We start from the raw sequence: 26,242 nt of genomic DNA, 5'->3' as shown, positions 1-26,242 counted from the left end.
GGTCGTGGGATGACCACACCCGATTTCATCCGCGCGATCCGCGCCACCGCCGGCCACCAGCTGCTCCTGCTGCCCGGGGTGACGGCGGTCGTCCTCGACGACCGGGGCCGGGTGCTGCTCGGCCGGCGCAGCGACACCGGGCGGTGGTCCGTGGTCGGCGGGATCTGCGAGCCGGGGGAGCAGCCGGCCGAGACCGCCGTGCGCGAGGTGTTCGAGGAGACGGCGGTGACGTGCGTGCCGGAGCGGGTGGTCCTCGTGCAGATGCTCGCGCCGGTCACCTACCCCAACGGCGACGTCTGCCAGTTCCAGGACATCACCTTCCGCTGCCGGGCGACCGGCGGGCAGGCCCGCGCCAACGACAGCGAGTCGCTGGAGGTCGCCTGGTTCGAGGTGGACGCGCTGCCGCCGCTGGACCGGTTCTCCCTCGACCGGATCCACCAGGCACTGCGGGACGAGCCGACCTGGTTCGAGCCGTTCGTGCCCGCGCCGGAGGGGCGGCCCGTCGGCGGCGCCTGAGCGCCGTGCGGACTGCGTACGGAATGCCGGCCTGGCCGTACGGGCCCGGGCCGCGCACGGAACGCGTCGCCCGGCGGTGGCTTCAGCCCGTGGCCGCCGCCGCGCGGTACAGCGCCGCGGCCCCTTCGCCCAGCACCGCGCTGTAGGAGACCTCCGGAACCGTGCCGCCGCCCTCGTACCCGCCCAGCACCCCGGCCAGCGCCCCGCCGACCAGCCACGGGCTGCCGCTGGTGCCGCCGCTGAGGTCCGGGCAGTCGATCCGGCGCTGGGTCGGCGAGATCAGGTCGGTGGTGTTGGTGCAGCGCAGCGGCGCGTCCAGGGCGCGCGGGTAGCCGACGACCTCCACCGTGGCCCGCCCGGGCTGGTCGCCCGCCACCGGGAAACCGCCCACCAGGTCCTCCACCGGCTCGGACCGCCCTGCGTCCACCGGAGCCACCGTGGCGAAGGCGATGTCGGCGTCCGGGTCCTGCCTGTCCGTCCAGCCCGGAGCGACGTGCACGCCGGTGATCCGCCAGAGGCCGTACGGAGCGCTGCCGTCCCGGTAGCCCGGTGCGAAGAAGGTGCTGTCCGGGTCGCCCAGGCAGTGCGCGGCGGTCGCGATCACGTCGCCGTCGTCACTGCGGACCACCGCGGCGGTGCAGAAGTGCCCTCCGCCGAGACCGCCCGCGAACAGGGCGCCCACCCGGTTCGCCGTGGCGTCGGGGACGGCCCGCGCCGTGACGCCGAGCGGCCGGTCGGGGGCCGCGTCCGGCAGGGCCACGCCGAGCAGCGCGGTCAGCGCGGCCAGCACGAGCGCGATCCGGGACGCCTGCCGGGCACGGGCGCGGGCCCGTCCGGCCGCACGGGGATGGGAACGCATGCGCGGGATCATGTTCCGACCCTGCCCGGCGAACCCTTGTCCGGAGCCCGTAGTTCCATATGAATCTGCTGTGAATCCCGTGGGCCGGATGTGAAACCGGGTCATAGCAGCTCAGAGTGCCGGCGGGCGCTGGGGGAGTCGTCGGATGCGATGAACGCGGCGGGTGCTCCGGGGTTCCGTTTCGGCGGAAAGCACCAGTCTATGGACGACACGGACGGTTTGCGGACCGGCTGTTGTGCACCGCGGTGCGTGAGCGGCGGGCCCGCCCGCCCCTAGCCTCACCGCAGGAGCACGAACGAGGGGCGGTACCCGGTGAACTGGCTCATCCACGACTACCGCGAGAGCGATCTCGCCGCAGTGGTCCACCTGATCGACACCACGGCCGAACTCGGCCAGGAGTCCGTGTTCTCGCTCGCCGAGTGCATCGGCGCCCTCACCGGCAGGCAGCCGTGCGTGGTCGCCGTCCACCAGGGCGTCCCGATCGGCGCGGCCCTCGCCTGCGTCACCGGTGAGCGGGCCTGGGTGATGCGCATCGCGATCGCCGCCGGCTGGCGCGGCCGCGGCCTGGCCAGCGCCCTGCTCGTCGAGCTGGAGCGGCGGCTCGTCGCCGCCCGCGTCGGGAGGATCGCGTACGTCCTGCCCGAGGAGGACCTGCTCGGCGAGGGTCTGCTCAACGCCGGATACACCCGGCAGCCCGCAGTGGCGTACTTCGAGAAGACCGAGCCGCTGCACGGGCCCGCGGCCGGCCTCCTGGACGACCTCGGCGGCCGCTTCCTCCCCAACGACCTGTGGACCGGGGTCGCCGGGATGGAGAAGGAGAAGGACCTCATCGAGCGGCGCGTGGTCCTGCCGCTCGCCGAGCCGGAGCGCGCCGCCTCGCACGGGGTGCGGGCGCCGCGCGCCATCGCCCTCTTCGGGCCGCCCGGTACCGGCAAGACCACCTTCGCGCGGGCCATCGCCTCCCGGCTGGGCTGGCCGTTCGTCGAACTGCTGCCGTCCCGCCTCGCCGACGAGGGCAACCTGGCGGCCGCCCTGCGCGACGCCTTCGCGCGGATCGCCGAGCTGGAACGGGTGCTCGTCTTCATCGACGAGGTGGAGGAGATCGCGCCCCGGCGCACCGAGCCCGCGCAGCCCGGCGGCATCCACGGGGTGACGAACGAGCTGCTGAAACTGATACCCCGGTTCCGCGAGGGGGACGAGCGGCTACTGGTCTGCGCCACCAACTCGGTCCGCTCCCTGGACCCGGCCTTCCTGCGGCCCGGGCGCTTCGACTACCTGATCCCGATCGGCACCCCCGACGCCGGCGCCCGGGCCGCGATCTGGTCCCGGTACACGGCGGGGCGCGCCGACGTCGACGTGGCGGCCCTGGTGGCGGCGACCGAGCTGTTCACCCCGGCCGACATCGAGCACGCGGCGCGGATCGCGGCGCAGGTGTCCTTCGAACGGGACCTGGAGGCGGTGGGCGCGCGCGGCGCGGCCGCCGCGCAGCTCGGCGCGACCACCGGCGACTACCTGGAGGCCGTCCGGCAGTGCCGGCCCACGGTGACCCCGGCGATGACGGGGGAGTTCGAGGCGGACATCACGGCGCACGCCCGGTTCTGACCCCGGCGCGCGGTTCAGGGCTCCGCCCCCCGGTTGCGGCGGGGGACGGCAAGTGGCCCGCAGCCACTCCCCAAAGCGGCTGCGGGCCTCCCGCGCGGACTTGGCCTCCGTGCGGGACGGCCACGCTCCGGTTGGGGTGTGTCGCCGGCTGGAGCGTGACACGCCGCAGCGGTGCCGCAGGGCGCCCTGCGCGCCCTCGTCAACACCTTCGAGTCAACCAGCGCGGCTGGGACCCGCGCTTCGGCCGGACGGCCCCGGCCGCCCCGGCCGGAAGGACGGCCGACGCGACCCGCCACGGGGCCGAACGGCCGATCGGCTACGGCCGGCAGCGGTACGTGAACTCCACCGCGGCCGTGCGCCTCCCGGGCGACAGCAGCTCCAGCTCCGCCTTCGCGGGGTAGCTGCCCGTTCCACGGAACGTCCACAGCAGGTGCAGCCGCGCCTCCCGCTGTCCGCGCGGCACCCGCTCGGTCAGCCGTTCGGAGCGGGTGCCGTCGCTGCGGATCCAGCGGTAGGCGAGCGTGCCCTCGCGCCCGTTGGTCCGTACGAGGGCCACCACGTCGACCGCGGAGTCGCACGACGGATCCCCGGCCGCGGTGGTCACGGCCAGGTCCCGCACCTCCAGGGCGGGCCCGTACCGCTGCCAGCCCAGGTACGCGAGCACGCCGAGCAGGACCAGCAAGGCCAGCGCGTACCTGCGGAGCCCGGCGGCCCGGCGCCCGCGGGGCGCGGCGGCCGTCGGCGCGCCGACGGGGAACGGCGCGGGCAGGGCAGCGGTCACCCCGGGCCCGAACCGGAGCACCGAGCCCTCGACCCGGTCGGGGGCGACCCCGGCCGGCTCCGGCGGGCCGGAGATCCAGTGGCTGCCGAGGACGGTGGCGCTGTACTCGTCGTCCCGGGGCGCGTGGGGACCGCTCATCGGGCGGGCCCCTGACAGCGCGGCAGGGGCTGGGAGTCCGACGCGGAGCCGCTCGCCGCGGCGGGCTCGGTCGTGACGCGGACCCCGCCGTGGCAGCCGCGTCCGCGGGTGAAGGCGTGGGACCGCACCACCGGGGCCACGGAGCCGGACGGGACCACGACCGTGTCCGTGCCGTCGGGCACGGAGAACTCGCCGGCCGCGTCGCCGAGGTACCAGTGCAGGACGACGGTGACGGGGCCGGTGCCCTGGGTGGCGAGCGAGACGGTCGCCTGCCCCTGGTAGATGCCGGGCCGCAGGGACACGTCGAGCTTCGTGACCTTCAGCGTGGGTGTGGGTGTGGGTGTCGGCGTGGGTGTCGGTGTGGGTGTGGGCGTGCGGGTGGGCGTCGGCTCGGTCGTGACGCCCGTCGTGGGGGTCGGCGGCGCCGTCGCGGTGGCTCCGGGTGACGGGGACGCGGACGGCGACGGGGAGGAGGACGGCGACGGGGCCGGCGAGGGGCTCGCCGACGCGGAGGGGGCCGGGGACGCGGACGGGCCGGCCGCCCCGGTCGGCGAGCCCGGCCCCGGCGGGGCGGCGCTGGTGGTGGCGAACGCGCTCAGCGCCGACGCCCCGCCCGGGGTGCTGCCGATCGCGTCCGCCGTGAACAGCAGCACCGTGCCCAGGACCAGCGCCACGCCCGTCGCGAGCCAGCCGCCGCGGCCGGGAGCCCAGCCGGAGGCGCCGCCCAGCGTGGTCGAGGCCACCGCCGTGGTGCCGTGGGCGGCGGCCCCCGCCGAGGGGAACAGCAGCGGCAGCAGCGCGGCCAGGGCGGCGAGCTTGCGCTGTCCGCGCTCCTCCCACCCGGGCCCGTACGCGGCGAGCGCCACGCCCTCCAGTTCCGCCACGAACGCCTCGGCGTTCTCCGGCCGTTCCTCCGGCTGCTTGGCCAGGCCCCGCCGGATCAGCGGGCGCACGGGCTCGGGGGCCTCGGTCTCCGGGACCGGGGCCTCGATGTGCTGGACCGCGAGCTCCGCGAAGTTCTCCCCGTCGTAGGGCTTGCGCCCGGTCACGCACTCGAAGAAGGTCGCCGTCGCCGCGTACACGTCGGCGGCGGGCGAGGCCGGGCGGCCCTGCCACTGTTCCGGGGCCATGTAGGCGGGCGTTCCGGCGACGCCGGGCGTGGTGCCGCGGCCCGCCGCGATGCCGAAGTCCACCAGCTTCGACGAGCCGTCCGCCGCGACCAGTACGTTCTCCGGCTTGTAGTCCCGGTGGACGACCCCCGCCCGGTGCGCGTCCGCCAGACCGAGGAGGGAGCCCTTCAGCACCACCAGCGCGGCCTCGGCGTCGGTCCGCCCGGACTGCTTGAGCAGCGCGCGCAGCGAGATGCCGTCGACCAGCTCCATCACGATGGCCGCGCCGCCGGGCGCCTCCACGTACTCGTACAGCCCCACCACGTACGGGGTCCGCAGCCCGCCGATGAGCCGCGCCTCGGCCCGGAACTCCCCGACGAAGGCCGGGTCCTCGCGGAGCCGGTCGCCGAGGTACTTCACCGCGACCGCGGTGTCCGTGCCGTCGTGGACGGCGAGCACCACCCGGCCGCTGCCCCCCGAGCCCAGTTCCCGGACCTCGGTGTAGCCGGGGACCGTCCACGTACCGTTCATCGTTCCCGTCCCCTCCGCGCCGTGACGGCGTCCTGCCCCCGGGCCGCCCGGTCGTCGGGCGTCCACCCCCTGGGACACGCATTCCGCCACGGCCGGTTCCCGTCCGTACGGGGGGGTGTGGGCTGCGGCCGGTACCGCGCCGATCATCGCGTGCAGCCGGTCGGCCGCCGCCCGGGCGAACGCCGGATCGTTGACTGCAGGCGGGGTTTGCCGGCGAGCAGAGGTCGGGTCAACTTTTCACGAGCACCAACAGCCTCTCCAGAAACGCAATCTGAGAGGGCATCAGTTTCCTCTCGGCCACCTCCGGGGTGAACCAGGCCACCCGGTCCAGTTCGGGGAACTCCCGCACCTCCCCGGAGTGGGGCGGCCATTGCATCGAGAACGTCCCGGGCACCATCAGCGCGGGGTCGAGGTCCGCCTCCACCGCCCAGATCGTCACCAGCTTGCCGCTCGTCAGCCGCACCTCGCCGAGCGGCAGGTACGGGCCCTCCGGCGGCGGCAGCCCGATCTCCTCGGTGAACTCCCGGCGGGCCGCGTCCCGCGGCGTCTCGTCCGGCCCGTACTCGCCCTTCGGGATGGCCCAGCCCCCGTCGTCCCGCCCGGCCCAGAGCGGACCGCCCATGTGCCCGAGCAGGACCTCGACACCGGGCGCGTCCTCTCCACCCGTGCGGCGAAACAGGAACAGCCCGGCACTGCGCTTGTGCGTCATGGGTCCATCCATGCCCCGAACCGGGCCGTCCCAGTGGCCCCCGACGGGGGATTCCCGCGGACCGGCGGCCGGACGTCAGCGCTCGTGCGGCCCCCGGCGGCCGGACGTCAGTGCTCGTGCGGCCCCTGGCGGTGCACCGGGCCGTGCGCGTCCGCGCAGTGCGGATCACCGGACGGGTCCTCACCGGCGCGGCCGACCGTGAGGAGGGACTCCTGCGTGTGGTCCACCTGGAGGGTGGTGTGCGTGATCCCGTACTCCTTGTCCAGCAGCCCCTCCAGATCGCGGCGCACGGCGTGGCAGTCACCCGCCGGCTCCACCAGTACGTGCGCCGAGAGCGCCGCCTGCCCGGAGGTGATCGTCCAGATGTGCAGGTCGTGCACCTCGGCGACCGGCGGGTGTCCCGCCAGCCGGTCGCCGACCGCATCCGGGTCGACGTGGGCCGGCGCGGCCTCCAGCAGGATCCGGCCGGACTCGCGGACCAGCCCGTAGCCCGCCTTGACCATCAGCACCACGACCACGAGGGTGGCGATCGCGTCGGCCTGCCGGAAGCCGGTGGTCAGCACGATCAGACCGGCCACGGCCGTTCCGATGAAGGCGAACAGGTCGTTCAGGATGTGCTGGTAGGCGCCCTCGACGGCGAGCGAGGACCGGTTCGCCCTGGATATGCACCAGGCCGCGACCACGTTGACGACGATGCCCGCCAGGGCCGTCACCAGGACCAGCCCGCCCTCGACCGGCGGCGGGTCGGCCAGCCGCCGCACCGCCTCGTACGCCAGCCAGACCGCCAGCAGGAGCAGCGTCAGCCCGTTGGCCTGCGCGGAGAGTATCTCCGCGCGCTTGAGACCGTACGTGAAGCCGCCGCGCGCCGGGCGGGCCGCCAGCCGCATCGCGATCAGGGCCAGGACGATGGAGACCGCGTCCGTCAGCATGTGGGCGGCGTCGGAGATCAGGGCCAGCGAGTGGGCCATGACGCCGATGACCACCTCGATTGCCATGAACGCGCCGATCAGACCGAGCGCGATCCCCAGCCAGCGCCGGTCGGCGTCCGCGGACACCCCGTGGCTGTGTCCGCCGGGTCCGTGGCCGTGCCCTCCGTGCGCGTCGCCGTGATCCTGGTCGTGCCCGCTCATGGGTCCCCCGTCTCGTCGCGTCACCCGTGTGTCCGGTTCCGTCGCGTGAAGTGAAGCGCACACCGGCGCGATGGGCAAAGGCTGCAACGGGGACCGTTGTCATTACCCATAACGAGGCCCTGACCTGCGGCGATGTGCGGGTGCCGGGTCGGGCGGATCGTGGGAACATGTGCTCATGGTCCAGCGCCCCGGAGTGCCGACCGCGCCCGAGCTCGTCCTGGAAACCGACCGCGGCTCCACCGCGATGAGCCCCGGCCGGGTCTACCACGTCGGCCGGGACCCCCGCTGCGAGATCTGTCTCGACGACGCCCGCGTGTCCTGGCACCACGCCGTCCTGCGGCCCGACGGCGACCACTGGACCGTGGAGGACGAGGACAGCACCAACGGCACCTGGGCCGACGGCCGCCGCGTGCACGAGTGGAGCGTCGGGCCCGGCAGCGAGCTGCGCTTCGGCCACGCGGCCGACGGCCCGCGCGCGCTGTTGCTCGGCCCGACACCGCCCCCGTCCGAGCCGACACCGCCCGCCGCGCCCTCCGGGGCCGAGCCGCCCGTGGCCTCCCGTACGGCCGGGCCGCCCGCCGCACGGCCCGCCGCACGGCCCGCGGCCGGGCCGCCCGTTGCGCCGCCCGCCGCGGCGTGGCCCGTCCTGCCGCCGCCCGCACCGGCCGCCGCCCGGCCGTCCCGGGTCTCGAACCCGGCCCTGACCGGCACGTTCCGGCAGCCCACGGCCGTCCGTCCGCTGCCCGCCCGCACCACCGTGCGGATCGGCCGCGCCCCCGACAACGACCTCGTCGTCGACGACCTCGTCGTCTCCCGCCGGCACGCCGAACTGCGCGCCCGCGCGGACGGTACGTACGAGATCGCCGACCTCGGCAGCCACAACGGCACCTACCTCAACGGCGCCCCCGTCGACGGGGCCTCGCGCCTCGGCGAAGGCGACATCGTCGGCATCGGCCACTCGGTGTTCTGCCTCGTCGGAGACCAGCTCCAGGAGTACGTGGACACGGGCGAGGTGTCCCTCGACGTCCAGCACCTCACCGTGGCCGTCGACCGCGGCCGCAAGACCCTCCTCGGCGACGTCTCCTTCCCCGTCGGTGCGAAGTGCCTGCTCGCCGTCGTCGGCCCCAGCGGCGCCGGCAAGTCCACCCTCCTCGGCGCCCTGACCGGCCTGCGCCCCGCCGACCGCGGCACCGTCCTCTACGACGGCCGCGACCTCTACCGCGACTACGCCGAACTGCGCAGCCGGATCGGCCTGGTCCCGCAGGACGACATCCTGCACGCCCAGCTCACCGTCCGCCGCGCCCTCGGCTACGCCGCCGAACTGCGCTTCCCCCAGGACACTGCCAGGGCCGAACGACAGGCCCGGGTCGACGAGGTCATCGGCGAACTCGGCCTGCGCGAGCGCGCCGACCAGCCCATCCACAGTCTCTCCGGCGGCCAGCGCAAACGGGTCTCCGTCGCCCTGGAGCTGCTGACGAAGCCCTCCCTGCTCTTCCTGGACGAGCCCACCTCCGGACTCGACCCCGGCATGGACCGCTCCGTGATGCACATGCTGCGCGGCCTCGCCGACGACGGCCGCACCGTCATCGTGGTCACCCACAGCGTCCTCAGCCTGGACGTGTGCGACCGCCTCCTGGTCCTCGCCCCGGGCGGGCGCATCGCCTACTTCGGGCCTCCGGGGGAGACCCTCGACTACTTCGGCTACACCGAGTGGCCCGAGGCCTTCGAAGCCTTCGAGAGCCACCAGGGCCGCGACTGGGCGGGCGAGTACGCGGCCTCGGTCCCCTACCGCAAGTACGCGTCCGTAGCCTCCCGGCCACCGCGCCGGGACGGCGCCGGCGGCCCGGCGGGAACCGCCGGCTTCGTCTCCGCCCCGCCCAAGGCGCAGAGCTGGGGCTCCCAGCTGTCCACGCTGGTCCGGCGGTACGCCGCCGCGCTCGGCGCCGACCGGACCTTCCTCGCCATCATGATCGCGCTGCCGTTCGTGATGGGCGCCATGGCCCGCGCCCTCGCGGGCAGCGCGCTCACCGCCGAGACCGCGATCAACGCCCTGCTCATCCTCTGCGTCGGCGGCGTGCTCACGGGCGCCGCCAACGCGGTGCGCGAACTGGTCAAGGAGCGGACCATCTACCAGCGCGAGAGAGCCGTCGGACTGTCGCGCTCCGCCTACCTGATGTCCAAGGTGGTGGTGCTCGGCGCCGTCACCGTGGCCCAGGCGGTGGTGCTCACCCTGGTCGGCCTCTTCGGCGTGGAGCTGCGGGCGCCGGCCGGCCGGGGGGTGTTCCTGCCCCCCCTCGTCGAGATCACCCTCGCCGTGGCGCTGCTGTCGTTCACCGCGATGATGCTCGGCCTGCTGGTCTCCGCGCTGGTCAGGAAGGAGGAGGTGACCATGCCGCTGCTGGTCCTCCTCGCCATCGTGCAGGTGGTCTTCTGCGGCGCGCTGCTCCAGCTCGACGGCGTCCCCGTCATCGAGCAACTGGCTTGGCTGGTCCCCTCCCGGTGGGCGCTCGGGGCCATGGCGGGCACCATCGACCTCGGCGCCATCGTCCCCGGCACCCTCACCGACGACCCGCTGTTCGCGCACAGCGCCGGGGTGTGGCTGCTCAACATGGGGATGCTCGCCGCCCTGTCCGTGCTGTTCGGCGTCCTGGTCGTCCGGCTGCTGCGGCGCCACGAACCCGCGATCATGCGGAAGTAGGCCCGATGGCGAATCCGACGACGGACCCCGGGGGCGCCGCGGAATTCCGGCCGACGCACGTCGTGCCGCCGGACGGACTGCCCGCCTGGGAGGCCCCCGGCGCCTCCCGGCCCACGGCGTCCCTGGACCCCTTCCTTCCCGTACGGCTGCTCTCCCGGCGAGCGGAGTGGGGGGAGATCCTGTGCGCCAACGGCTGGTCCGCCTGGGTGGACGGGCGGCTGCTGGTCGCCGTACCGCAGCCGCCGCCGACGACCGGGGGCCGGCCGCCGGGCCGGGCCGAGGACCCGCGGCCGCTGCTCGCGCGCGGCGCCGACGCACTGGACCGCTACCGGCGGGCCGTCGACGGGCTCGCGTCGGGGCGGGCGGACGGGGAGGGATTCCGGGCGTCCGTACGCGGGCTGCGCGCCGGCATCGTGATCGACGGGGAGTCGGTCTGGCTGTACGACGAGGCCGCGGGGCGCTGGCTGTACGGGGACGGCACCCGGCTGGCGACGTACGCGGTCGTGGCCGGACCGGGCATTCAGCCGGAGCCGGAGCCGGAGCCGGAGCCGGAGCCGGAGCTGGGGCCGGATGCCGGGGCGGCTCCGGGAGGGGCGCAGGGGCACGAGCCCACCCGGGTCGTGGACGCCCCCGACGGCCGGCCCGGGGCTGCCCGCGAAGGCGGCGGGCGGTGACGGGCCCGGAGCGGGACCGGGACGCGGATCCGGTCGCGGGGCCGATCGCGGGGCCGGTCCTCGATCCGGTCGCGGGGCCGGTCGCCGGGCGCCCGTCGGACCTGCGCGGGCAGGTGATCGCCGGGTACCGGGTGGAGGACGAGATCGGGCGCGGCGGGATGGCCGTCGTCTACCGGGCGCGTGACCTGCGGCTGGACCGGACGGTGGCGCTGAAGCTGCTCGCCCCCGAACTGGCCCGGAACGACACCTTCCGGCAGCGTTTCGCCCACGAGTCGAAGGTGGCCGCGGCCATCGACCACCCGCACATCGTGCCGGTCTTCGAGGCGGGGGAGACGGACGGCCTGCTGTACATCGCGATGCGGTACGTCGCCGGGCAGGACCTGCGGGCCCTGCTCGACCGGACCGGGCCGCTGCCGGTGGAGACCGCGGCCCGGATCGCCGGCCAGGTGGCCTCCGCGCTGGACGCGGCGCACGCGCACGACCTGGTCCACCGCGACGTCAAACCGGGGAACGTCCTGGTCGCGGCGGGTACGGACAGCGAGCACCCCGAGCACGTCTACCTCACCGACTTCGGGCTGACGAAGAAGTCGCTGTCCCTGACCGGCTTCACCAGCGTCGGGCAGTTCGTGGGGACGCTGGACTACGTCGCGCCGGAGCAGATCTCGGGCAGGCCGGTGGACGGCCGGTGCGACGTCTACAGCCTGGGGTGCGTGGTCTACGAGATGCTGGCGGGAGGGCCGCCGTTCCAGCGGGACGACGACATGGCCCTGCTCTGGGCCCACCAGTACGACCCGCCGCCCCCGCCGACCTCCCGCCGTCCCGGCCTTCCCGCGGAGGTGGACGCGGTCCTGGCGAAGGCGCTGGCCAAGTCACCGGACGACCGGTGGGGCAGCTGCCTGGAGTTCACGGGCGCCCTGCGCCGGGCGGGTGCCGGAGCCCCCCGGCCGCCGCTGACCCGTACGGGTTCCCCCACGGGCCCGCCCCCGCCCCCGCCGCACTGGGCGGGTCCCGTGTTCCACGAGCGGTCCTGACCGGGCGGCAGGGCCCCCCGGGGCCGCCCCCTACCCTCGCGCGCCGGCCGGTTCGTCGACGCGGCCCCGCCGGTGCAGGGGGCGGGCCAGCTGGGCGCCGAGGAAGCCCGCCACCGCGCCCCAGAGGAGGGCGAGGCCCACCGTGCGGCCCAGCAGGGCGGTGAGTTCGACCCGGCCGCCGAGGCCGTCCACGTCGCCGATGCCGAGCAGGGACAGCCCGAACCGGGCCCGCACCCCGGCCAGCAGGCACACCGCGAGCGTCGCCAGTGCCAGGGCCACGCCGAGGTGCAGGGCGTGCTGCCAGGGGCGGACGTGCGCGGGGGACCGTACGGCCGTCAGCACGCCCGCACCCAGCAGCAGGACGGCGGCGACCACCACCAGCCACCAGGCCCGGGCGTCCCGCTGCGCGAGCGAGGCGACATCCACCGTGGACAGGTCGGTGCCGCGCAGCCCCTGGTCCAGCACCTGCGGCACCGGCAGCCCGAACGGCCCCTCCGCACGGCCCTGCCAGGCCCCGCCGAAACCCAGGGTGAACGCGATCCAGACCAGGTTCGGCAAGCCGAGCAGGACCACGGCCAGGGTCTGCCCGGCGTGGCCGCGGGTCACGGCCACGACCAGCCCGACGGCGATGCCGAGGACGACGTACGCGAGCAGCAGCGCCACCGTCGCGAACGCGGCGGGCCGCACCGCCGCGTGGAAGCGGACCAGCCCGGCCGGCAGCGGCGCGCGGCGGGAGACCAGCAGACAGACCAGCAACACGCCCGCGATCCACAGCAGTCCGAACAGGAGCGTGGCGGGAACGGCCGCGCGGAATCCCACCGTCGGCGCGGCGTCGAGGAGTTCGCCGATCTCGCCGACGGGGGAGTCACCGGTGGAGATCCCGAACGTCTGGCGGGCCAGGAGCGAGGCGCCGGTGAGCGCGACGAGCCACAGCACCACCAACGGCAGCGCACGCCCGGCCAGTTCGCGGGGGCGGGCCACGGCCCGGTTGTGCAGGGGCCGCAGGAAGCAGAAGCCGGCGGTGAGGGCTCCGGCCAGGCTCACCGAGAGCGGCATGACGGCCAGGCTCGCGTCCGCGCCGGCGAGGAAGCCCGCCCCGCCCGACACCTCGACCGACCCGCCGGCGGCCAGGACGACGACGGCGGCGACCACGCGGGGGAACGCGCCCTCCGGCAGGTCGCCGGCGCCGGCGCAGGCCAGCCCGGCCGCGCCGACCACCGCCATCACCACGAATCCCGCGACGACGGCGACGAGCGCGTCGCGCCACGCCCCCGTGGAGGAACTCCCGGTCGGCGGTGCCATCGGCGTACGGCTCACCCTGCAACGGTAGGCACCGCCCGCGTGCGGCCACCACCTGAACGGCCCAGTCGGTCGCGCGGCGGAGTGACGGGTGCCCGGATACTGCAAGGAATGCACCCGTATGGGTGGGTCTACGGACGGAGCGTCCAGCCGGGACCGGAACTTCTGCGTACGGAGGGCATCCGTGACCACGCAACCTTCGGGCATACCGCCCTCCGACCGTCCTGGAGGCCCTCCGTCCGACCGCCCCGCCGGTCCTCCGTCCGGGCCGCTCTCGGGCGGCCGTCAGGGCCCGCCGCCGGAAGGTCCGGGCGGTCCGTCCGGCCCGGTTCCGCCGGGCGGTTCCGGGGCCTCCGGGCAGCCCCCCGGCGGGCGGCCTCCCGGAAGGCCCTGGTGGCGCTCCGCGCCCCGGCTGGCGGCGGCGCTCGTGGCGGTGGCGGCGGCCGTGGCGCTGGTCGTGGTGCTGACCCGGCCCAGCGGTACGCCGACCGCCACCGGCGGCGAGGTCTTCCTCCAGCCGGCGGGGTCCGCGGGGCAGGACCCGTTCACCGAGTCCACCGCCACGGCGCCGGGCACCCCGGAAACCCAGCCGACGCCCACGGGCCCCGCGCCCACCACCGGCACCACCGCCACCCGCACCGTCAGCGGCGCCCAGCCCGGCCTGTACGGCGGTACCCAGGACGTGGCCAGCTGCGACGTCGAGAAGCAGGTGCGGGTGCTCGTGGCGGAGCCCGCCAAGAACAGCGCGTTCGCCGAGGCCCTGGGCATCCGGCCCGCGGCCGTACCCGGCTACCTGCGCTCCCTCGCACCGGTCCGGCTGCGGCTGGACACCAGGGTCACCAACCACGGCTACAAGGACGGCCGCGCCACCCCCTACCAAGCCGTGCTCCAGGCCGGAACGGCCGTGCTGGTGGACGACCGCGGAGTGCCCCGGGTGCGGTGCGCCTGCGGGAACCCGCTGGGGGAGCCGGTGCCCCTGAAGCCCGACTCGAAGCGGTACGGGCAGCCGTGGAGCGCGTACCACCCGCAGAACGTGGTGGTGATCGCACCCTCGGTGAAGATCGTCAACAAGATCGTGATCTACGACCACGAGGACGAGCGCTGGTACCAGCGCGACCGGGGTACGAAGCCGGACCCCGACCGGCGCATCGACCCGCCGGTGGTCCCGACGCCTCCGGTGACGACGGCCCCGCCCTCCCGCTCGCCGTCCGACCCGGACACGTCCACGGGCACACCCACGGACGTGGACTCGGGTACGCCGTCCGACGCGGACACCCCGACCGGTCCGTCCTCCGACACGGACACCGGCACCCCGACGGACCCGGGCACGTCCACGGAGACGGACACCGACCGGCAGCGGGACGCGGGAACGCCCACCGACCCGGGCACGCCGACCGATTCGGGTACGCCGTCGGACTCGGGCACACCGTCCGACGCGGGAACCCCCACGGACAGCGGCGCACCGAGCGGTGCGCAGCAGAAGCCGGGGCTGACGGACCGGAGCGGCACTCCGAGCGGGACGGAGACGTCGGGTCCGCCCACCGTGCCGCCCCCGTCCTCCCCGGGCACGGGCACGCAGTCCGGTCGCGGGCCCGTACCCCCCGCGCGGTAGGGGCGCTCAGCGGCAGAACAGGTCGAAGGCGCTCTGTGCGCCGGCCAGGAAGCCCTGTTCGAAGGCGGCCGCCGCGGCCGCGTTCCGAGCGGTGGGTCCGGGCTTCGGCGGCGGCTCGGGCGCGCTGCCGCAGCCCTGCCGGGCCGCCTGCGTGCCGGCTTTGACGCCCGCGCTGAAGCCCTCCTGGCGGGCCTTGCGGAGGGCGTTCCCGCCCGTCTCCGGCCGCGCGTCGTCCGCCGTGAGGACCTGGCATGCCCGGGTGCCGCCGGTCGCGGGCAACACCGTGAAGGCGGTGCTCTGCTGGAAGCGCACGAGCGAGAACGTCCCGTCGTCCTCGACCGGCACGGTACCGGTGCCCTCACCGCCGTCGATCCGCAGATCCGCCTCCGGATCCCAGCCGGAGCCCCGGACGGTGACGCTCAGTCCGTCGGCGGCGGGCTTCACCGTGCACGTGCCGACGGCGGGGGCCGCGGCGGCCGCCGGGGCCAGGGTGACGGAATGTCCGGCGACGAGGCTTCCGGCGAAGAGCGAGCAGGCGATCAGGGAGCCGGCCGTGGTGCGGCGGCGGTGCCGGGTCATGGGGTGTGCTCCTCCCTCGCGGGCCTGCGGCGAACGACGAGGGCAGCGGGTGCGTGTGCACGGCCCGACGCGGCCGGACGAGCCCTCCGGCTCCCCGTCCGGCGCTCCTCCGGCCACCACGCGGGGCGTGACGGACCGGACTCCCCGTCCCGTCCATCGTCCTCCGCCGCGGCGGAGGCGTCGACCGCGGAGGCGCGGGAGCGCACTCCTGGCCGGGAGACGGGAGACGGGAGACGGGGTGCGGACCGCGGCGCACCGCCGGAGCCGGCAGGGCCGTGGCCCCCGCCCGCCGCCCGCCCCGCTCCCCGCTGGGACACCGGCGGGCTGGAGTGAGACCCTTGCTCCATGGGCCGAAGGGGAGAGAACCCCGAAGTCGACTGGCCCGCGCGGCCGGACACGAGCCTCGCGCTCAACCGCATGGGCACGTTCGACTGGGACCTCGACAGCGGTCGGATGCATCTGGACCCGACCGCCCTCGAGGTGCTCGACCTGCGGCCGGACGAATTCCCCGGTACGCCCGCGGGGCTGGGCCTGCGCATCCCGCCCGTCGAGGCGGCCCGGCTCGACGCCCGCGTCGCGCAGGCGCTGAAGGACGGCCGCAGCCACTACGGCGCGTACGTCCGCAGCCGCCGCCGGGACGGCTCCCCCGCCTGGACCCACCTCCAGGGCCACGTCCTGCGGGAGCGCGACGGCCGCCCGTACCGGATCATCGGGATACTCCGCGACGCGGCCCACGACCCGGGCGAACCGGGCGCCGCCGGCGAGCGGGACGAGGGACGGCGGCGGATGACGGGGGTCGTCGAACGGACCACGGCGATCCTGGCCCACGCCCGCACCGTCAACGACGTGACGGACACCCTGAAGGACCCGGAGGCCCTCGGACACCTCGGCGCGGTCAGCGTGATGCTCGGCGTCGTCGACGGCGGCCGCATCCACCTGGTCGCGGAGGGGCAGCTCGGCTCGTACGTCCCGGAGATCGAGTACACCCGGACGGACGCGCAGTTCCCGATGAGCGAGGCCGTACGGACCATGCAGCCGGTGTTCCTCGCCTCGCGGGAGGAGTTCCAGCGGCGCTACCCGCTGCTCTGGCCGTACATCGAGCCGCTGGCCGTGCGCAGCGGGGTCTACCTGCCGCTGATCGCCCAGGGGCGTCCCATCGGCGCGCTCGGGCTGCTCTACACACGGGACGGCGACTTCACCGCCGAGGAGCGGAACCTGCTGATGGCCCTCGGCAGCGGCATCGCCCAGAGCCTCCAGCGCGCCATCCTGTTCGAGCAGGAGCACGACCTCGCCGAAGGGCTCCAGCGCGCCATGCTGCCCCGCCGCATCCCGGACGTGCCGGGCGCGCGGATCGCCGTACGGTACCGGTCCGCCCGGATGGGACGGGACGTCGGCGGCGACTGGTACGACGTGATCCCGCTCGGCGAGGGCCGGGTCGGCGTGATGATCGGCGACGTGGAGGGGCACGACACGGACGCGGCCGCGGTCATGGGACAGCTCCGGATCGTCCTGCGCGCCTACATCACCGAGGGGCACACGCCCGGCGCGGCGATGGAACGGGCCTCGGCCTTCCTCCGGGAACTGGAGACAGAACGGTTCGCCACCTGTACGTACGCCGAGGTGGACCTGACCACCGGGATGATCGGCATGGTTCGCGCCGGGCACCTCGACCCGGTCGTGCGGCGCGGTGACGGAAGCTGCCACCGCGTTCAGGTGGCCGGCGGCCTCCCCCTCGGCCTGCCCGCGCGGGACGGCGCCCCCCACGAGGGGGCGCCGAGCGGCTCCGGATACCCCGTCACCAGCCTCGAACTCCACCCCGGCGACACCCTGCTGCTCTGTACGGACGGCTTGATCGAGCGGCCGGGCAGCGACGCGGACACGGGCATGCGGGAGTTCATGGAGGCCGTCCACGGCGGCCCCGCCGACGTGGAGGAACTCGCCGACCTGCTCTGCGACCTGGTCGGCGACGCGGGCGGCGGCGACGACATGGCCCTGCTCGTCCTGCGCCGGCGCGGCACGCCCGACGCGCGCGGCGGCGGCCCGCTGCGCCACCGCCTGGACCCGGGCGACGCAGACGCCCCGACGGCGGTCCGGCACCTGATCCGGGCGGCGGTGGCGGCCTGGGGCGCCGGGGAGCGGGCCGACGAGATCGAGCTGGCGGCGGACGAGCTGATGACGAACGCCCTGGTCCACACCGACGGCGGCGCCCAGGTGGGACTGCGGCTGACGGCGCAGGGGCGGGTGCGGTTCGAGGTCGAGGACTCCAGCAGCGCCCTGCCCCGGCCGCGCGACGCCGGGGACTGGGAGGAGTCGGGGCGCGGCCTGCTCCTGGTGGACCGGCTCGCCGACGCCTGGGGCGTGGAGCCGCGGGGCGGCGGGAAGCGGGTGTGGTGCGAGTTCGACCTCGCCGGGCCGGAGGGGGCCCCGGAAACCGCCGCCTGAGGCCGCGACCGCGGTCGGGGACCGGAGCACCGCCCACCCGGGTCGGTCCGGTCGGCCGCGCAGGCAGAGCTCGGCGCCGGGTGCCGGAGCGCCGTCGACGATCGCTCCGGCACGCGTGGTGACGCTGATGTCCCCTCAGCTGATGTCCCTCGCGGCCGGCGCCGGATTTACGTACTCCGCCCGGCAGGTGCGCCGCAGCCGCGGCACGAGCATGACCACCGGGCGCAGGGAGGCTTTCCTCCGGTGGACCGGTCACGCACCGCGCGAACCCGCCTCCGCCGAGGCCGATCCCGGCGCCACCGACACCGTGAGCGCGCACCCCTTCCACGGCGGCGCCGGCCGGCCGTGGTGAACCCCGTCGGGCGCACCGGTGCGTCGACGCGCGAACTGCTGCGAGCGGTCCGTCACCTCGCACGCGCGCGCCACGAACGCCGCGCTGATCCGACGGCAGGACGAACCGGCCCCCGGGCCTGCTTCGCCGGCCGGGTCAGCGGCCGTGAACCCGTGTCGGCGCCGTGCCTGCCCCGCGCCGGCGTCCCGGCGGTCCGGCGGGCGCCCGAACGGCTGAACGTGCGGGTCCGCGCCCGGTTCGCGGCGCGCGGGACGTCACCGGGGGACCATCCTTCCCGGGTGTCGAACCCGCGCCCGCTGACGCCCGTGCGCCGCCCGCCGCGGCCCGTGCTCCCGCCGCTGCTCGCCGTGGTCCTCGCCGCGGTCCTCTCCGTTCCCGCGTACGCCGCGGGCAAGGCCGGGGACGGCATCGAGACCGGCCGGACCGGCCGTCAGGTCGCCCCGGGCATCCGGCTGGAGTCGTACGACCGGCTGGAGGCCGACCGCTGGCTGCGGATCGACGAGCTCGTCGTCGACCTCGGGGGGAGCGCCGGGGTGCGGGCCGAGTACCTCGGCGGCGCGGGCGCGGCCACCGTCGCGGAGGCCGCCGCCCGGCACCGGCCCGGTCCCGGGCGGCGCGTGGTCGCCGCCGTCAACGGGGACTTCTTCGACATCGGCCGTACGGGCGCCCCGCTCGGCCCCGGCCTCACCGCCGGGCGGCTGCTCCACGCGGCGACACCCGGCGCGGACCGCGCCGTCGCCTTCGGCGCCGACGGCGGCGGCCGCGTCCTGCGGATCGGCCTCGCCGGAGGAGTCACCCTGCCGGGCGGCCGCGCCCGCCCGCTCACCGGCTACAACACCGCCCGGCCGCCCGCCGACGGCATCGCCGCCTACACCGCCGCGTGGGCGGGCACCGGGATCCCGGGCCGGGACGGCGCCGTCGCCGTCGACGTACGCGACGGCCTGGTCACCACCGTCCGGGCGCCCCTGGACCCCGCCGGGCCGCGGCGGCGTCCCGCCCCCGGCACCACCCTGCTGCTCGGCCTCGGCGCGGCCGCGGCCGAGCTCGCCGCCCTGCGCCCCGGGGACCCCGTCGCCGTCGCGGCCCGGCCCGCGCCCGATCCGGGCCCGGCGCCGGTCGCGGCTGTCGGCGGCCGGGAGCCGCTCGTCGTGGCGGGAGTACCGCAGGACCACGACGGAGCCCCGAACAACGCGGCCGCGCCGCGCACCGCGGTCGGCCTCTCCCGCGACGGGCGCCGCCTGCGCCTCGTGACGGTGGACGGCCGCCAGCGCGACAGCGGCGGCCTCACCCTGACCGCGCTGGGCCGGCTGATGCACCGGGCCGGTGCCCACGACGCCCTCAACCTCGACGGCGGTGGCTCCTCGACCCTCCTCGCGGCGATCAGCGGAGTCGCGACGCCGCTCCTGGAGAACGCCCCCTCCGACGGGCGCCCGCGCCCGGTGCCCAACGGCATCGTCCTCACCGCCCCCGAGGGCCCCGGCCGGCCCACCGGCTTCCGGGTCGACGCGCTCGGCGGAGCCGCCCGTGTCTTCCCCGGTCTGACCCGCAGCCTCACGGCCACCGGCCACGACGCCGCGCTCGGACCGGCCGCGGGCCGGCCCCGGTGGTCCGCCACGGCGGGCTCGATCGGGGCGGACGGGGTGCTCCGCGCCCCGCGCGCCGGGAGCGTCACGGCGTCCGCCCGGCTCGGTACCGCCCGCGGCACGCTGCGCCTCGACGTGCTCGGCCCGCCGGCCCGGCTGCGCCCGGTACCGGCCCGCATCGGCCTCGCGGAGGCGGGCGAGAGCGCCGGGTTCGTGCTGACCGGGTACGACGCGCAGGGCGCGGCCACCACCGTCGAACCCCGGGACGTGACCCTGCGGTTCGACCGTTCGCGGTGGCGCGTCACCGGCGACGCCGCGGGCGGCTTCACCGTCACCGCCCTCGTCCCGCGGGCCGCCGGGCGGCTGCTGGCCACGCTCCGGGGCACCGGGTTCACCGCCGAACTGGCCCTCGGAGTCGGTCTGTCCAGCCGGGAGCTGGCCGGGATGGAGGACGCGGCCGCCTGGACCGGGCCGGGCGTGGCCCCGGCCGGGGGCGACCCCGGGCCCGGACTCGCCCTGGAACTGCGGCCGCCCGGACTGCCGTTGGTCCCGCCCTTCCCGCCACCTCCGGACGTGCCGGCGGTCCCGGCCGAGGCCCCGGCCCCGGAGGCCTCGGCGGTCCCGCCCCGGCCGCTGCCCGTGCCGGAGCTGGCCCGGACGCTGACGCTCCGGGTCGGCGGGGACGGCTCCGGCGCCCGGCCCGCCGTGGAACTGGCCGACGCGGACGGGGCCGCCGTCACGGTACGCGGACCCGTCGTGGACTGGACCGGCTGGCGGGAGATCTCCCTCCCGCTGCCCGCCGCACCGCAGCGGCCGCTCACCGTCACCCGGCTCTCCGCCACCGGCGGGTCCCGTCCCGGCCGGCTGCTCCTGGACACCCTCGCCGCCCGTACCCCGCCCACCGGACCCGCGGCCCACGAGCCCGCCCGGCCGGACCCGGTGGTGGCCACCGGAGACGAAGTCCGCGCCCGGCCCTGGCGGTTCGCCGTCGCCCCCGGCGCCGGGCACGTCCGGGCGGCCGCCGCGGACCGCGCGGTGACGGGCGCCGACCTCGTGGTGACGGGCGCCGAGCGGCGGCCGTTCCTGCACCGCGGCGTACGGTTCGTGCCGCTCGACACCGCCCGCCGCACCCTCGACGGGGGCGGGCTGGAACGCCTACGGACCCTGCGGGACGCACTGGCGGCCGCCGCCCGGGATCCCGGTACGGGCGCGCTGGCCGTCGTGCGCCGGTACACCGTGCGCACCGTGGACCGCAAGGAGGAGGCCCTGCTGGCCCGCCGCCTCGCGGAGTTCCGGCGGGCCACGGGGAAGGGCGCCGTGGTGCTCACCGTCGGCGCCCCGCGGTTCGCCGCAGGACGCTCCGAGGGCGTGCTCGCCCTCGAGGCGGCCCGTACCGGCTGGACCCTGGTGGGCGCCGACGCCTTCCCGGACCCCGGCCGCGACTGGCTCTCCGCACGGCCGACCGGCCCACTGCCCCGGACCGCGGCGTCGCCGGGGCCGCCGCGCTGAACCGGCGGGCCGGGCGCGGGCGGCACCGGAGCCACCCGGTGGCCCAGGCCGTGTCGAGGAGGACCCGGGCCGGCTCCCGGCCCTCTGCTAGAGCGGTACGAGGGTGACCTCGGTGGCCTTCACGCTCGTCCACACCTCGACGCCGTCGGCGATGCCCAGCTCGGCGGCGGCCTCCGGGGTGATCTCCGCGACCAGGTCGGGCGCCTCGGGGGAGGAGACCAGGACGCGCAGTCGGCTGCCGACGGCGGTGACCTCGCGCACGGTGCCCCGCCAGACGTTGCGGGGGCTGCCGCCGGGGCGGTCCCGGTGCACCGACACGGCCTCCGGGGCGATGATGGCCAGTGCCCGTGCCCCCTCCCGCAGTGCCTCGGCAACGACGAGGCGGCCCCCGGCGGCCAGCGCGAGGCCGTCGGCCGATGCGGTGCCGGGCCAGGCGTTGCGCCCCAGCATCCGGGCCACCCACGGGGAGCGCGGGTGGCGGGTCACCTCGGCGGGCGGGGCGTCCTGCAGGGTCCGCCCGTCGGCGAGTACGAGGACCCGGTCGGCCAGGGACACCGCCTCCACGGGGTCGTGCGTGACGATGAGGCAGACCCCGCCGAAGCCCGCCAGATGGGTGCGCAGGGTGTGCCGGACACGGGCCCGCGTCGTCTGGTCGAGGGCGGCGAGCGGCTCGTCCAGGAGCAGCAGCCGGGGGCGGGCCGCGAGCGCCCGGGCGAGGGCGACGCGCTGGGCCTGGCCCCCGGACAGCTGCGCGGGCCTGCGCTGGGCGAGGTGCCCGACGCCGAGCCGGTCCAGCCAGGCCTGGGCCTCGCGGCGGGCGTCGGCGCGCGGCACGCGGCGGGCGCGCAGCCCGTACGCGGTGTTGGCCAGGGCGCTCAGGTGCGGGAACAGCGCGCCGTCCTGCGGTACCCAGGCCACCTGCCGCCGGTGCGGGGGCAGGGCGGTGACGTCCGTGCCGCCGAGGACGAGGTCGGCGTGGGCACGCGGAGTCAGGCCCAGCAGGGCCCGCAGCAAGGTGGTCTTTCCGGCGCCGTTCTCGCCGACGACGGCGATGGTGGTGCCCGGCGCGGCGTCGAGGGTGAGGTGGGTGAAGCCGGTGACCGTGGCGTGCAGGGGCCAGCGGCCGCCGTCACGGTGGAAGTTCCCGGCAGGCTCCACGGGCTCGCCCGGAGGGAGCGGGGACGGGGTCTCCTCGACCGGTTTCGGCACCTCGGCGGCGGTGCGGGCGACCGGGGTGCCCGTCCAGCGGCCGCGCAGCGCGATCAGTACGGCCATGGCGATGGCGAGGAGCAGGAGGGAGACGGAGGTCGCCGCCTCGGGCTCGTCCTGGAGCAGCAGGTACACCTGGAGCGGCAGCGTCTGGGTGGTGCCCGGCAGGTTCCCCGCGAAGGTGATGGTGGCGCCGAACTCGCCCAGTGCCCGGGCCCAGGTGAGTGCGGCGCCCGCGATCAGGCCCGGGGCCACCATGGGCAGGGTGACCGTGAAGAACACCCGGACCGGCGGGGCGCCGAGGGACGCGGCGGTCTCCTCGTAGCTCTGCTTCAGGCCGCCGAGCGCGCCCTCCAGGCTGATCACGAGGAACGGCATCGCGACGAACGTGGCCGCGACGACGGCCCCCGAGGTGTGGAAGGGCAGGGTGACCCCGAAGGCGTCCTCCAGCCAGGGTCCCAGCAGTCCACGGCGACCGAAGCCCAGCAGCAGCGCCACGCCGCCGACGGTCGGCGGCAGCACCATCGGGAGCAGCACGAGCGAGCGGACGAGGGGCTTGCCCCTGAAGTCGACCCGGGCCAGCAGCCAGGCGAGCGGTACGCCGAGGAGGAGCGAGAGGCCGAGGGCCCACAGCGACACCAGCAGCGACAGCTTCAGGGCTTCGACGACACCGGGGCTGGAGAGGTGGGTGTCCAGGTCGCCCCACTGCGTGCGGGTCAGGATGCCGATGAGGGGCAGCAGCAGGAACGCGACGGCGAGCAGCGCGGGCAGCGCGAGGGCCACGGGGGGTCGGGTGCGGGTGCGGAGTCTGCTCATGAGGGGTTCCTGGCTGGGGGTGAGGGCGGCGTGAGAAGCGTACGGCGGCCGCCCGCGCCCGCGGTGCCCGACGTACAGCTGCCCGGCGTACAACTGCCTGACGCGCGCCGCCGGGACGTGCGCCGCCGGGACGTGCGCCGCCCGGACGGGCGCCGCCCGGTCCGGAGGGACCGCCCGTGCCCCGGACCGGGCGGTCCCTCCCCGGTGCCGGCGTCACCGGGTCACCGGGTCGGCGCCGTGGTGGTGCCTGACCCGGCGTACGGCGCGGTGTCCGCTACGGCTTCTGGAAGCCCGCGTCCTGGAGGATCTTCTGCGCTTCCGGGCTGCCGAGCCAGGTCACGAACGCGGCGGCGGCCGCCGCGTTCTTGGACTGCTTCAGGGCGGCGGCCGGGTAGGAGGCGACCGCGTTCTGGTCGTCCGGGATGTCCACGGCGACGACCTTGTCGCCGGACTTGGCGGAGTCCGTCTTGTAGACGAGCCCGGCGTCGGCCTCGCCGAGCTCGACCTTGCTCAGCACGGCGCGGACGTTGGGCTCCTGGGAGACCGGCTTCACCGTGACGGCCTGATTGTCCAGGATCTCCTTGCTGTAGCGGCCGACCGGGACCTCGGGCGCGGCCAGGACGACCTTGAGCTTGGAGTCCGCCAGGTCCTTCAGCTCGTCGATCTTGAAGGGGTTGCCCTTGCCCGTCGCGATGACGAGGCGGTTCTTCGCGATGACCGTGCGGTGGTCGGTCTCCGCCTTGAGGCCGTCCATGGTCTTGGTGTCGGCGGTGACCAGCGCGTCGGCCGGGGCGCCCTGCTTCACCTGCGCCGCGAGTTCCTGCGAACCGGCGAACGAGAAGGTGACCCTCGTGCCCGGGTGGGCCTTCTCGTAGGCCGCGCCCGCGGCCTTGAACACGTCGGTGAGGGAGGACGCGGCGAGCACCGTGAGGTTCGCCGCCTTGGGCTCGGCGGAGGCCGAGCCGGAGTCCGAGGCGCTCGCGGAGGAGTCGGCGGCCGGCTTCCCGCCGCCGCCTCCGCAGGCGGTCAGCGGGAGGAGCAGGGCGGCGGTGAGCGCGGCGGCGGCGCGGCGACCGGCCGGGGTCAGGGTCGGGGACATGAGCTGGCGCTCCTCGGTCGGGTCGGCGGCCGGCCGGGTGCCGGTACCGCGCGGTGGTGACCCCGCGCCGGGGACGGCGGAGCGGGCGGGGACGTACGGGACGGGAGGTACCGGGATGGGGAGTCAGACGCGGTCGATGTGCACGCTGGTGGACTTCACGCGGGCGGTGGCCCGCATGCCGACCTCCAGTCCGAGCTCCTCGACGGCTTCCCGGGTGAGCGGGGAGACCAGCCGGTGGGGACCCGCCTGGATCTCGACCTGGGCGGCGACGTCGCCGAGCGTGACGGCCGTGACGATGCCGGGGAAGGCGTTGCGCGCGGAGGTGTACGGCTCGCCGTCCTCGGTGGGGGCGCCCTGTCCGACCTCCAGGGAGAAGGCGGCCAGGGCCCGGCCGCCGATCAGGCGCCGACCGCCCTCGCCGCGGTGGACCGCGATCCGGCCGGCGTCGGTCCAGCGGCGTGCCGTATCGGGGCTGACGCCCAGCAGACGAGCCGCCTGGCCGATCGTGTAGGACTGCATGTGCGACAAGATAGGGGTGGTTATGCCGCATGTGCAATTCTCTTGGGGTGATCTCCATGGTAAGTGCCATGGCCTTTGTCGTATCGGCCAAAAGTCGTTCCGGATTCCGCCGCCCGTCTCGCTAGAGTCGTGGCATGGCTGAAGAGGTGACGGCGACGGGCACGGTGCGCGTAGACGCGTGGATCTGGTCCGTGCGCTTGACGAAGACCCGCGCGACCGCGGCGACCGCGTGCAGGGCGGGCCACGTGAAGGTCAACGGGGAGCGCGCCAAGCCGGCGCAGCCGGTGCGTGCGGGTGACGAGGTCAGGCTGTTCCACGCGGGGCGCGAGCGGATCGTCGTGGTCCGGCGTCCCGTGGCCAAGCGGGTGGGTCCGCCGGTCGCGGCGGAGTGCTTCGTCGACAACAGTCCGCCGCCGCCCACCCGCGTCGAGGCGGCGGTCGTCGGCATCCGCGACCGCGGTGCGGGCCGCCCCACGAAACGCGAGCGCCGGGACATCGAGAACCTGCGCGGCCGCTGACGGTCCCGGGCCGCCTCGCAGGGAGGCGGCGCCGGGGATCACCGCCCCCCGTTGTTCGAGCACGTGTTCGGATCGAGGGGTAGGGTGGAGACATGCACGCCGTCCAGGGACTTCAGGGCTCGCTCTTCGATCAGGGGGACGAGGTCCTGCTCGGGCCGCTCGACGGCATCCGGCGGACCGAGCTCTGTGCCGGGGCCTGGGTCGACCACCTGCCAGGCTGGCTGACCGGCGCCGACACGCTGTTCGAGCGGCTGGCCGCCGACGTGCCCTGGCGGGCCGAGCGGCGGCAGATGTACGAGCGGGAGGTGGACGTGCCCCGGCTGCTCGCCTTCTACGCCGAGGGCGAGGCGCTGCCGGACCCCGCACTCGCCGACGCCCGCGACGCGCTGACCCTCCACTACGCGGCCGAGCTCGGTGAGCCCTTCGCCACCGCCGGGCTGTGCCTCTACCGGGACGGACGCGACAGCGTCTCCTGGCACGGCGACCGGACCGGCCGCTCCTCCACCGAGGACACCATGGTCGCCATCGTCTCCGTCGGGGATCCGCGCGACCTCGTACTGCGCCCCCGCGACGGCGGGGCCACCCTGCTGCGCCTGCCCCTCGGGCACGGGGACCTCGTCGTGATGGGCGGCTCGTGTCAGCGGACGATGGAGCACGCGGTGCCCAAATCGGCGCGAGCCGTGGGGCCCCGGATCAGCGTGCAGTTCCGCCCTCGCGGAATCCGCTGACCTGCGGTTCCACCGGTGCGTACGCCCGCCCCGGCCGACCGCGGGACGTCAATGGCCGAGAATTTTTTCATCCGTCCGGCTGAACGGCCAATCCGCCCGGCCCGCGGCGCCGAAGACCAGACGTGAGCATCAACCACAGCACCGTCGAGCAGGGCGCACCGTCGCCCGCGCCCGTGGACGCCCCGACCGGTACGGGGCC

General features: G+C 75.9%; 21 protein-coding genes. 11 read left to right on the top strand and 10 right to left on the bottom strand.

The features are described 5' to 3' along the window. Positions 1-9: 9 nt before the first annotated feature. On the top strand, positions 10-516 hold the full coding sequence (locus ACFWW8_RS04145) for an NUDIX domain-containing protein (protein ID WP_386523322.1): 507 nt from the start codon (positions 10-12) through the stop codon (positions 514-516). An 82-nt stretch (positions 517-598) separates the two neighbouring features. Here the strand turns inward: ACFWW8_RS04145 and ACFWW8_RS04140 are convergent, their stop codons facing one another. Next, positions 599-1,375: a trypsin-like serine peptidase gene (locus tag ACFWW8_RS04140; RefSeq protein WP_386523319.1), complete on the bottom strand. Its 777-nt coding sequence runs from the start codon at positions 1,373-1,375 to the stop codon at positions 599-601. Between the two features lie 312 nt (positions 1,376-1,687). Here ACFWW8_RS04140 and ACFWW8_RS04135 point away from each other — a divergent pair, with 312 nt between their 5' ends. After that, positions 1,688-2,977 (top strand): ATP-binding protein, encoded by a 1,290-nt coding sequence (locus ACFWW8_RS04135; RefSeq protein ID WP_386523316.1) that lies wholly within the window; start codon positions 1,688-1,690, stop codon positions 2,975-2,977. Positions 2,978-3,293: 316 nt separating this feature from the next. On the opposite strand, the gene ACFWW8_RS04130 is transcribed toward ACFWW8_RS04135, so the two are convergent. From ACFWW8_RS04130 to ACFWW8_RS04115, 4 genes are all read right to left on the bottom strand, one after another. Continuing rightward, positions 3,294-3,896, bottom strand: a complete 603-nt coding sequence (locus ACFWW8_RS04130) for a hypothetical protein (RefSeq protein WP_386523313.1) — start codon at positions 3,894-3,896, stop codon at positions 3,294-3,296. Then, positions 3,893-5,536, bottom strand: coding sequence for a serine/threonine-protein kinase (locus tag ACFWW8_RS04125; protein WP_386523311.1), 1,644 nt, complete (start codon positions 5,534-5,536; stop codon positions 3,893-3,895). Before ACFWW8_RS04125 ends, ACFWW8_RS04130 begins: the two co-directional genes overlap by 4 nt. 229 nt (positions 5,537-5,765) lie before the next feature. Further along, complete coding sequence (locus tag ACFWW8_RS04120; protein WP_386523309.1) at positions 5,766-6,245, bottom strand: NUDIX domain-containing protein; 480 nt, start codon at positions 6,243-6,245, stop codon at positions 5,766-5,768. Between the two features lie 107 nt (positions 6,246-6,352). Beyond that, positions 6,353-7,375 carry a cation diffusion facilitator family transporter gene (locus ACFWW8_RS04115; RefSeq protein WP_386523307.1) on the bottom strand — a complete coding sequence of 341 codons (1,023 nt, stop codon included), beginning with the start codon at positions 7,373-7,375 and terminating at the stop codon, positions 6,353-6,355. 175 nt (positions 7,376-7,550) lie between these two features. On the opposite strand from ACFWW8_RS04115, the gene ACFWW8_RS04110 reads away from it, so the two are divergent. From ACFWW8_RS04110 to ACFWW8_RS04100, 3 genes are read left to right on the top strand one after another with little or no spacing between them, the layout of a single operon-like run. Then, on the top strand, positions 7,551-10,073 hold the full coding sequence (locus ACFWW8_RS04110; RefSeq protein WP_386523304.1) for an FHA domain-containing protein: 2,523 nt from the start codon (positions 7,551-7,553) through the stop codon (positions 10,071-10,073). 5 nt (positions 10,074-10,078) lie between these two features. After that, entirely contained in the window at positions 10,079-10,747 is a 669-nt protein-coding gene (locus ACFWW8_RS04105; RefSeq protein ID WP_386523301.1) for a hypothetical protein, read from the top strand. A 44-nt stretch (positions 10,748-10,791) separates the two neighbouring features. Next, positions 10,792-11,778: a serine/threonine-protein kinase gene (locus ACFWW8_RS04100; protein ID WP_386523707.1), complete on the top strand. Its 987-nt coding sequence runs from the start codon at positions 10,792-10,794 to the stop codon at positions 11,776-11,778. 30 nt (positions 11,779-11,808) lie between these two features. On the opposite strand, the gene ACFWW8_RS04095 is transcribed toward ACFWW8_RS04100, so the two are convergent. After that, positions 11,809-13,080: a streptophobe family protein gene (locus ACFWW8_RS04095; RefSeq protein WP_386523704.1), complete on the bottom strand. Its 1,272-nt coding sequence runs from the start codon at positions 13,078-13,080 to the stop codon at positions 11,809-11,811. A 202-nt stretch (positions 13,081-13,282) separates the two neighbouring features. On the opposite strand from ACFWW8_RS04095, the gene ACFWW8_RS04090 reads away from it, so the two are divergent. After that, positions 13,283-14,689 carry a DUF6777 domain-containing protein gene (locus ACFWW8_RS04090; RefSeq protein WP_386523701.1) on the top strand — a complete coding sequence of 469 codons (1,407 nt, stop codon included), beginning with the start codon at positions 13,283-13,285 and terminating at the stop codon, positions 14,687-14,689. 6 nt (positions 14,690-14,695) lie between these two features. Here the strand turns inward: ACFWW8_RS04090 and ACFWW8_RS04085 are convergent, their stop codons facing one another. Then, positions 14,696-15,268: a hypothetical protein gene (locus ACFWW8_RS04085; RefSeq protein ID WP_386523298.1), complete on the bottom strand. Its 573-nt coding sequence runs from the start codon at positions 15,266-15,268 to the stop codon at positions 14,696-14,698. Positions 15,269-15,613: 345 nt separating this feature from the next. Here ACFWW8_RS04085 and ACFWW8_RS04080 point away from each other — a divergent pair, with 345 nt between their 5' ends. The 3 genes from ACFWW8_RS04080 to ACFWW8_RS04070 all read left to right on the top strand — a co-directional run bounded on the left by ACFWW8_RS04080 (position 15,614) and on the right by ACFWW8_RS04070 (position 21,154). Further along, positions 15,614-17,710, top strand: coding sequence for a SpoIIE family protein phosphatase (locus ACFWW8_RS04080; protein WP_386523296.1), 2,097 nt, complete (start codon positions 15,614-15,616; stop codon positions 17,708-17,710). A 115-nt stretch (positions 17,711-17,825) separates the two neighbouring features. Then, complete coding sequence (locus ACFWW8_RS04075) at positions 17,826-18,062, top strand: hypothetical protein (RefSeq protein WP_386523294.1); 237 nt, start codon at positions 17,826-17,828, stop codon at positions 18,060-18,062. A 278-nt stretch (positions 18,063-18,340) separates the two neighbouring features. After that, positions 18,341-21,154, top strand: coding sequence for a phosphodiester glycosidase family protein (locus ACFWW8_RS04070; RefSeq protein WP_386523291.1), 2,814 nt, complete (start codon positions 18,341-18,343; stop codon positions 21,152-21,154). An 87-nt stretch (positions 21,155-21,241) separates the two neighbouring features. On the opposite strand, the gene ACFWW8_RS04065 is transcribed toward ACFWW8_RS04070, so the two are convergent. From ACFWW8_RS04065 to ACFWW8_RS04055, 3 genes are all read right to left on the bottom strand, one after another. Beyond that, entirely contained in the window at positions 21,242-23,179 is a 1,938-nt protein-coding gene (locus tag ACFWW8_RS04065; RefSeq protein WP_386523289.1) for an ABC transporter permease, read from the bottom strand. A gap of 274 nt (positions 23,180-23,453) precedes the next feature. Further along, positions 23,454-24,278 (bottom strand): molybdate ABC transporter substrate-binding protein, encoded by an 825-nt coding sequence (modA, locus tag ACFWW8_RS04060; protein WP_386523287.1) that lies wholly within the window; start codon positions 24,276-24,278, stop codon positions 23,454-23,456. A 123-nt stretch (positions 24,279-24,401) separates the two neighbouring features. Further along, positions 24,402-24,797: a molybdopterin-binding protein gene (locus tag ACFWW8_RS04055; RefSeq protein ID WP_386523285.1), complete on the bottom strand. Its 396-nt coding sequence runs from the start codon at positions 24,795-24,797 to the stop codon at positions 24,402-24,404. A gap of 134 nt (positions 24,798-24,931) precedes the next feature. Here ACFWW8_RS04055 and ACFWW8_RS04050 point away from each other — a divergent pair, with 134 nt between their 5' ends. Then, positions 24,932-25,315, top strand: a complete 384-nt coding sequence (locus ACFWW8_RS04050; RefSeq protein ID WP_386523284.1) for an RNA-binding S4 domain-containing protein — start codon at positions 24,932-24,934, stop codon at positions 25,313-25,315. Between the two features lie 92 nt (positions 25,316-25,407). Then, a complete protein-coding gene (locus ACFWW8_RS04045; RefSeq protein WP_386523281.1) occupies positions 25,408-26,043 on the top strand; it encodes an alpha-ketoglutarate-dependent dioxygenase AlkB in 636 nt (211 codons plus the stop codon). The last annotated feature ends 199 nt before the right edge of the window (positions 26,044-26,242 follow it).

The organism is Streptomyces sp. NPDC058701, assembly GCF_042715295.1.
Lineage (GTDB): Bacteria > Actinomycetota > Actinomycetes > Streptomycetales > Streptomycetaceae > Streptomyces.
Note: the sequence above shows the minus strand (reverse complement) of the source record. Positions and strands in the feature narration are given on the sequence as shown.

What these genes read in the sequence shown, in the direction of transcription:
- ACFWW8_RS04145 (WP_386523322.1), top strand. Translation starts at nt 10, where the DNA reads ATGACCACACCCGATTTCATCCGCGCGATCCGCGCCACCGCCGGCCAC.
- ACFWW8_RS04140 (WP_386523319.1), bottom strand. Translation starts at nt 1,375, where the DNA reads ATGCGTTCCCATCCCCGTGCGGCCGGACGGGCCCGCGCCCGTGCCCGG.
- ACFWW8_RS04130 (WP_386523313.1), bottom strand. Translation starts at nt 3,896, where the DNA reads ATGAGCGGTCCCCACGCGCCCCGGGACGACGAGTACAGCGCCACCGTC.
- ACFWW8_RS04125 (WP_386523311.1), bottom strand. Translation starts at nt 5,536, where the DNA reads ATGAACGGTACGTGGACGGTCCCCGGCTACACCGAGGTCCGGGAACTG.
- ACFWW8_RS04120 (WP_386523309.1), bottom strand. Translation starts at nt 6,245, where the DNA reads ATGACGCACAAGCGCAGTGCCGGGCTGTTCCTGTTTCGCCGCACGGGT.
- ACFWW8_RS04115 (WP_386523307.1), bottom strand. Translation starts at nt 7,375, where the DNA reads ATGAGCGGGCACGACCAGGATCACGGCGACGCGCACGGAGGGCACGGC.
- ACFWW8_RS04110 (WP_386523304.1), top strand. Translation starts at nt 7,551, where the DNA reads ATGGTCCAGCGCCCCGGAGTGCCGACCGCGCCCGAGCTCGTCCTGGAA.
- ACFWW8_RS04105 (WP_386523301.1), top strand. Translation starts at nt 10,079, where the DNA reads ATGGCGAATCCGACGACGGACCCCGGGGGCGCCGCGGAATTCCGGCCG.
- ACFWW8_RS04095 (WP_386523704.1), bottom strand. Translation starts at nt 13,080, where the DNA reads ATGGCACCGCCGACCGGGAGTTCCTCCACGGGGGCGTGGCGCGACGCG.
- ACFWW8_RS04085 (WP_386523298.1), bottom strand. Translation starts at nt 15,268, where the DNA reads ATGACCCGGCACCGCCGCCGCACCACGGCCGGCTCCCTGATCGCCTGC.
- ACFWW8_RS04080 (WP_386523296.1), top strand. Translation starts at nt 15,614, where the DNA reads ATGGGCCGAAGGGGAGAGAACCCCGAAGTCGACTGGCCCGCGCGGCCG.
- ACFWW8_RS04065 (WP_386523289.1), bottom strand. Translation starts at nt 23,179, where the DNA reads ATGAGCAGACTCCGCACCCGCACCCGACCCCCCGTGGCCCTCGCGCTG.
- modA (WP_386523287.1), bottom strand. Translation starts at nt 24,278, where the DNA reads ATGTCCCCGACCCTGACCCCGGCCGGTCGCCGCGCCGCCGCCGCGCTC.
- ACFWW8_RS04055 (WP_386523285.1), bottom strand. Translation starts at nt 24,797, where the DNA reads ATGCAGTCCTACACGATCGGCCAGGCGGCTCGTCTGCTGGGCGTCAGC.
- ACFWW8_RS04050 (WP_386523284.1), top strand. Translation starts at nt 24,932, where the DNA reads ATGGCTGAAGAGGTGACGGCGACGGGCACGGTGCGCGTAGACGCGTGG.
- ACFWW8_RS04045 (WP_386523281.1), top strand. Translation starts at nt 25,408, where the DNA reads ATGCACGCCGTCCAGGGACTTCAGGGCTCGCTCTTCGATCAGGGGGAC.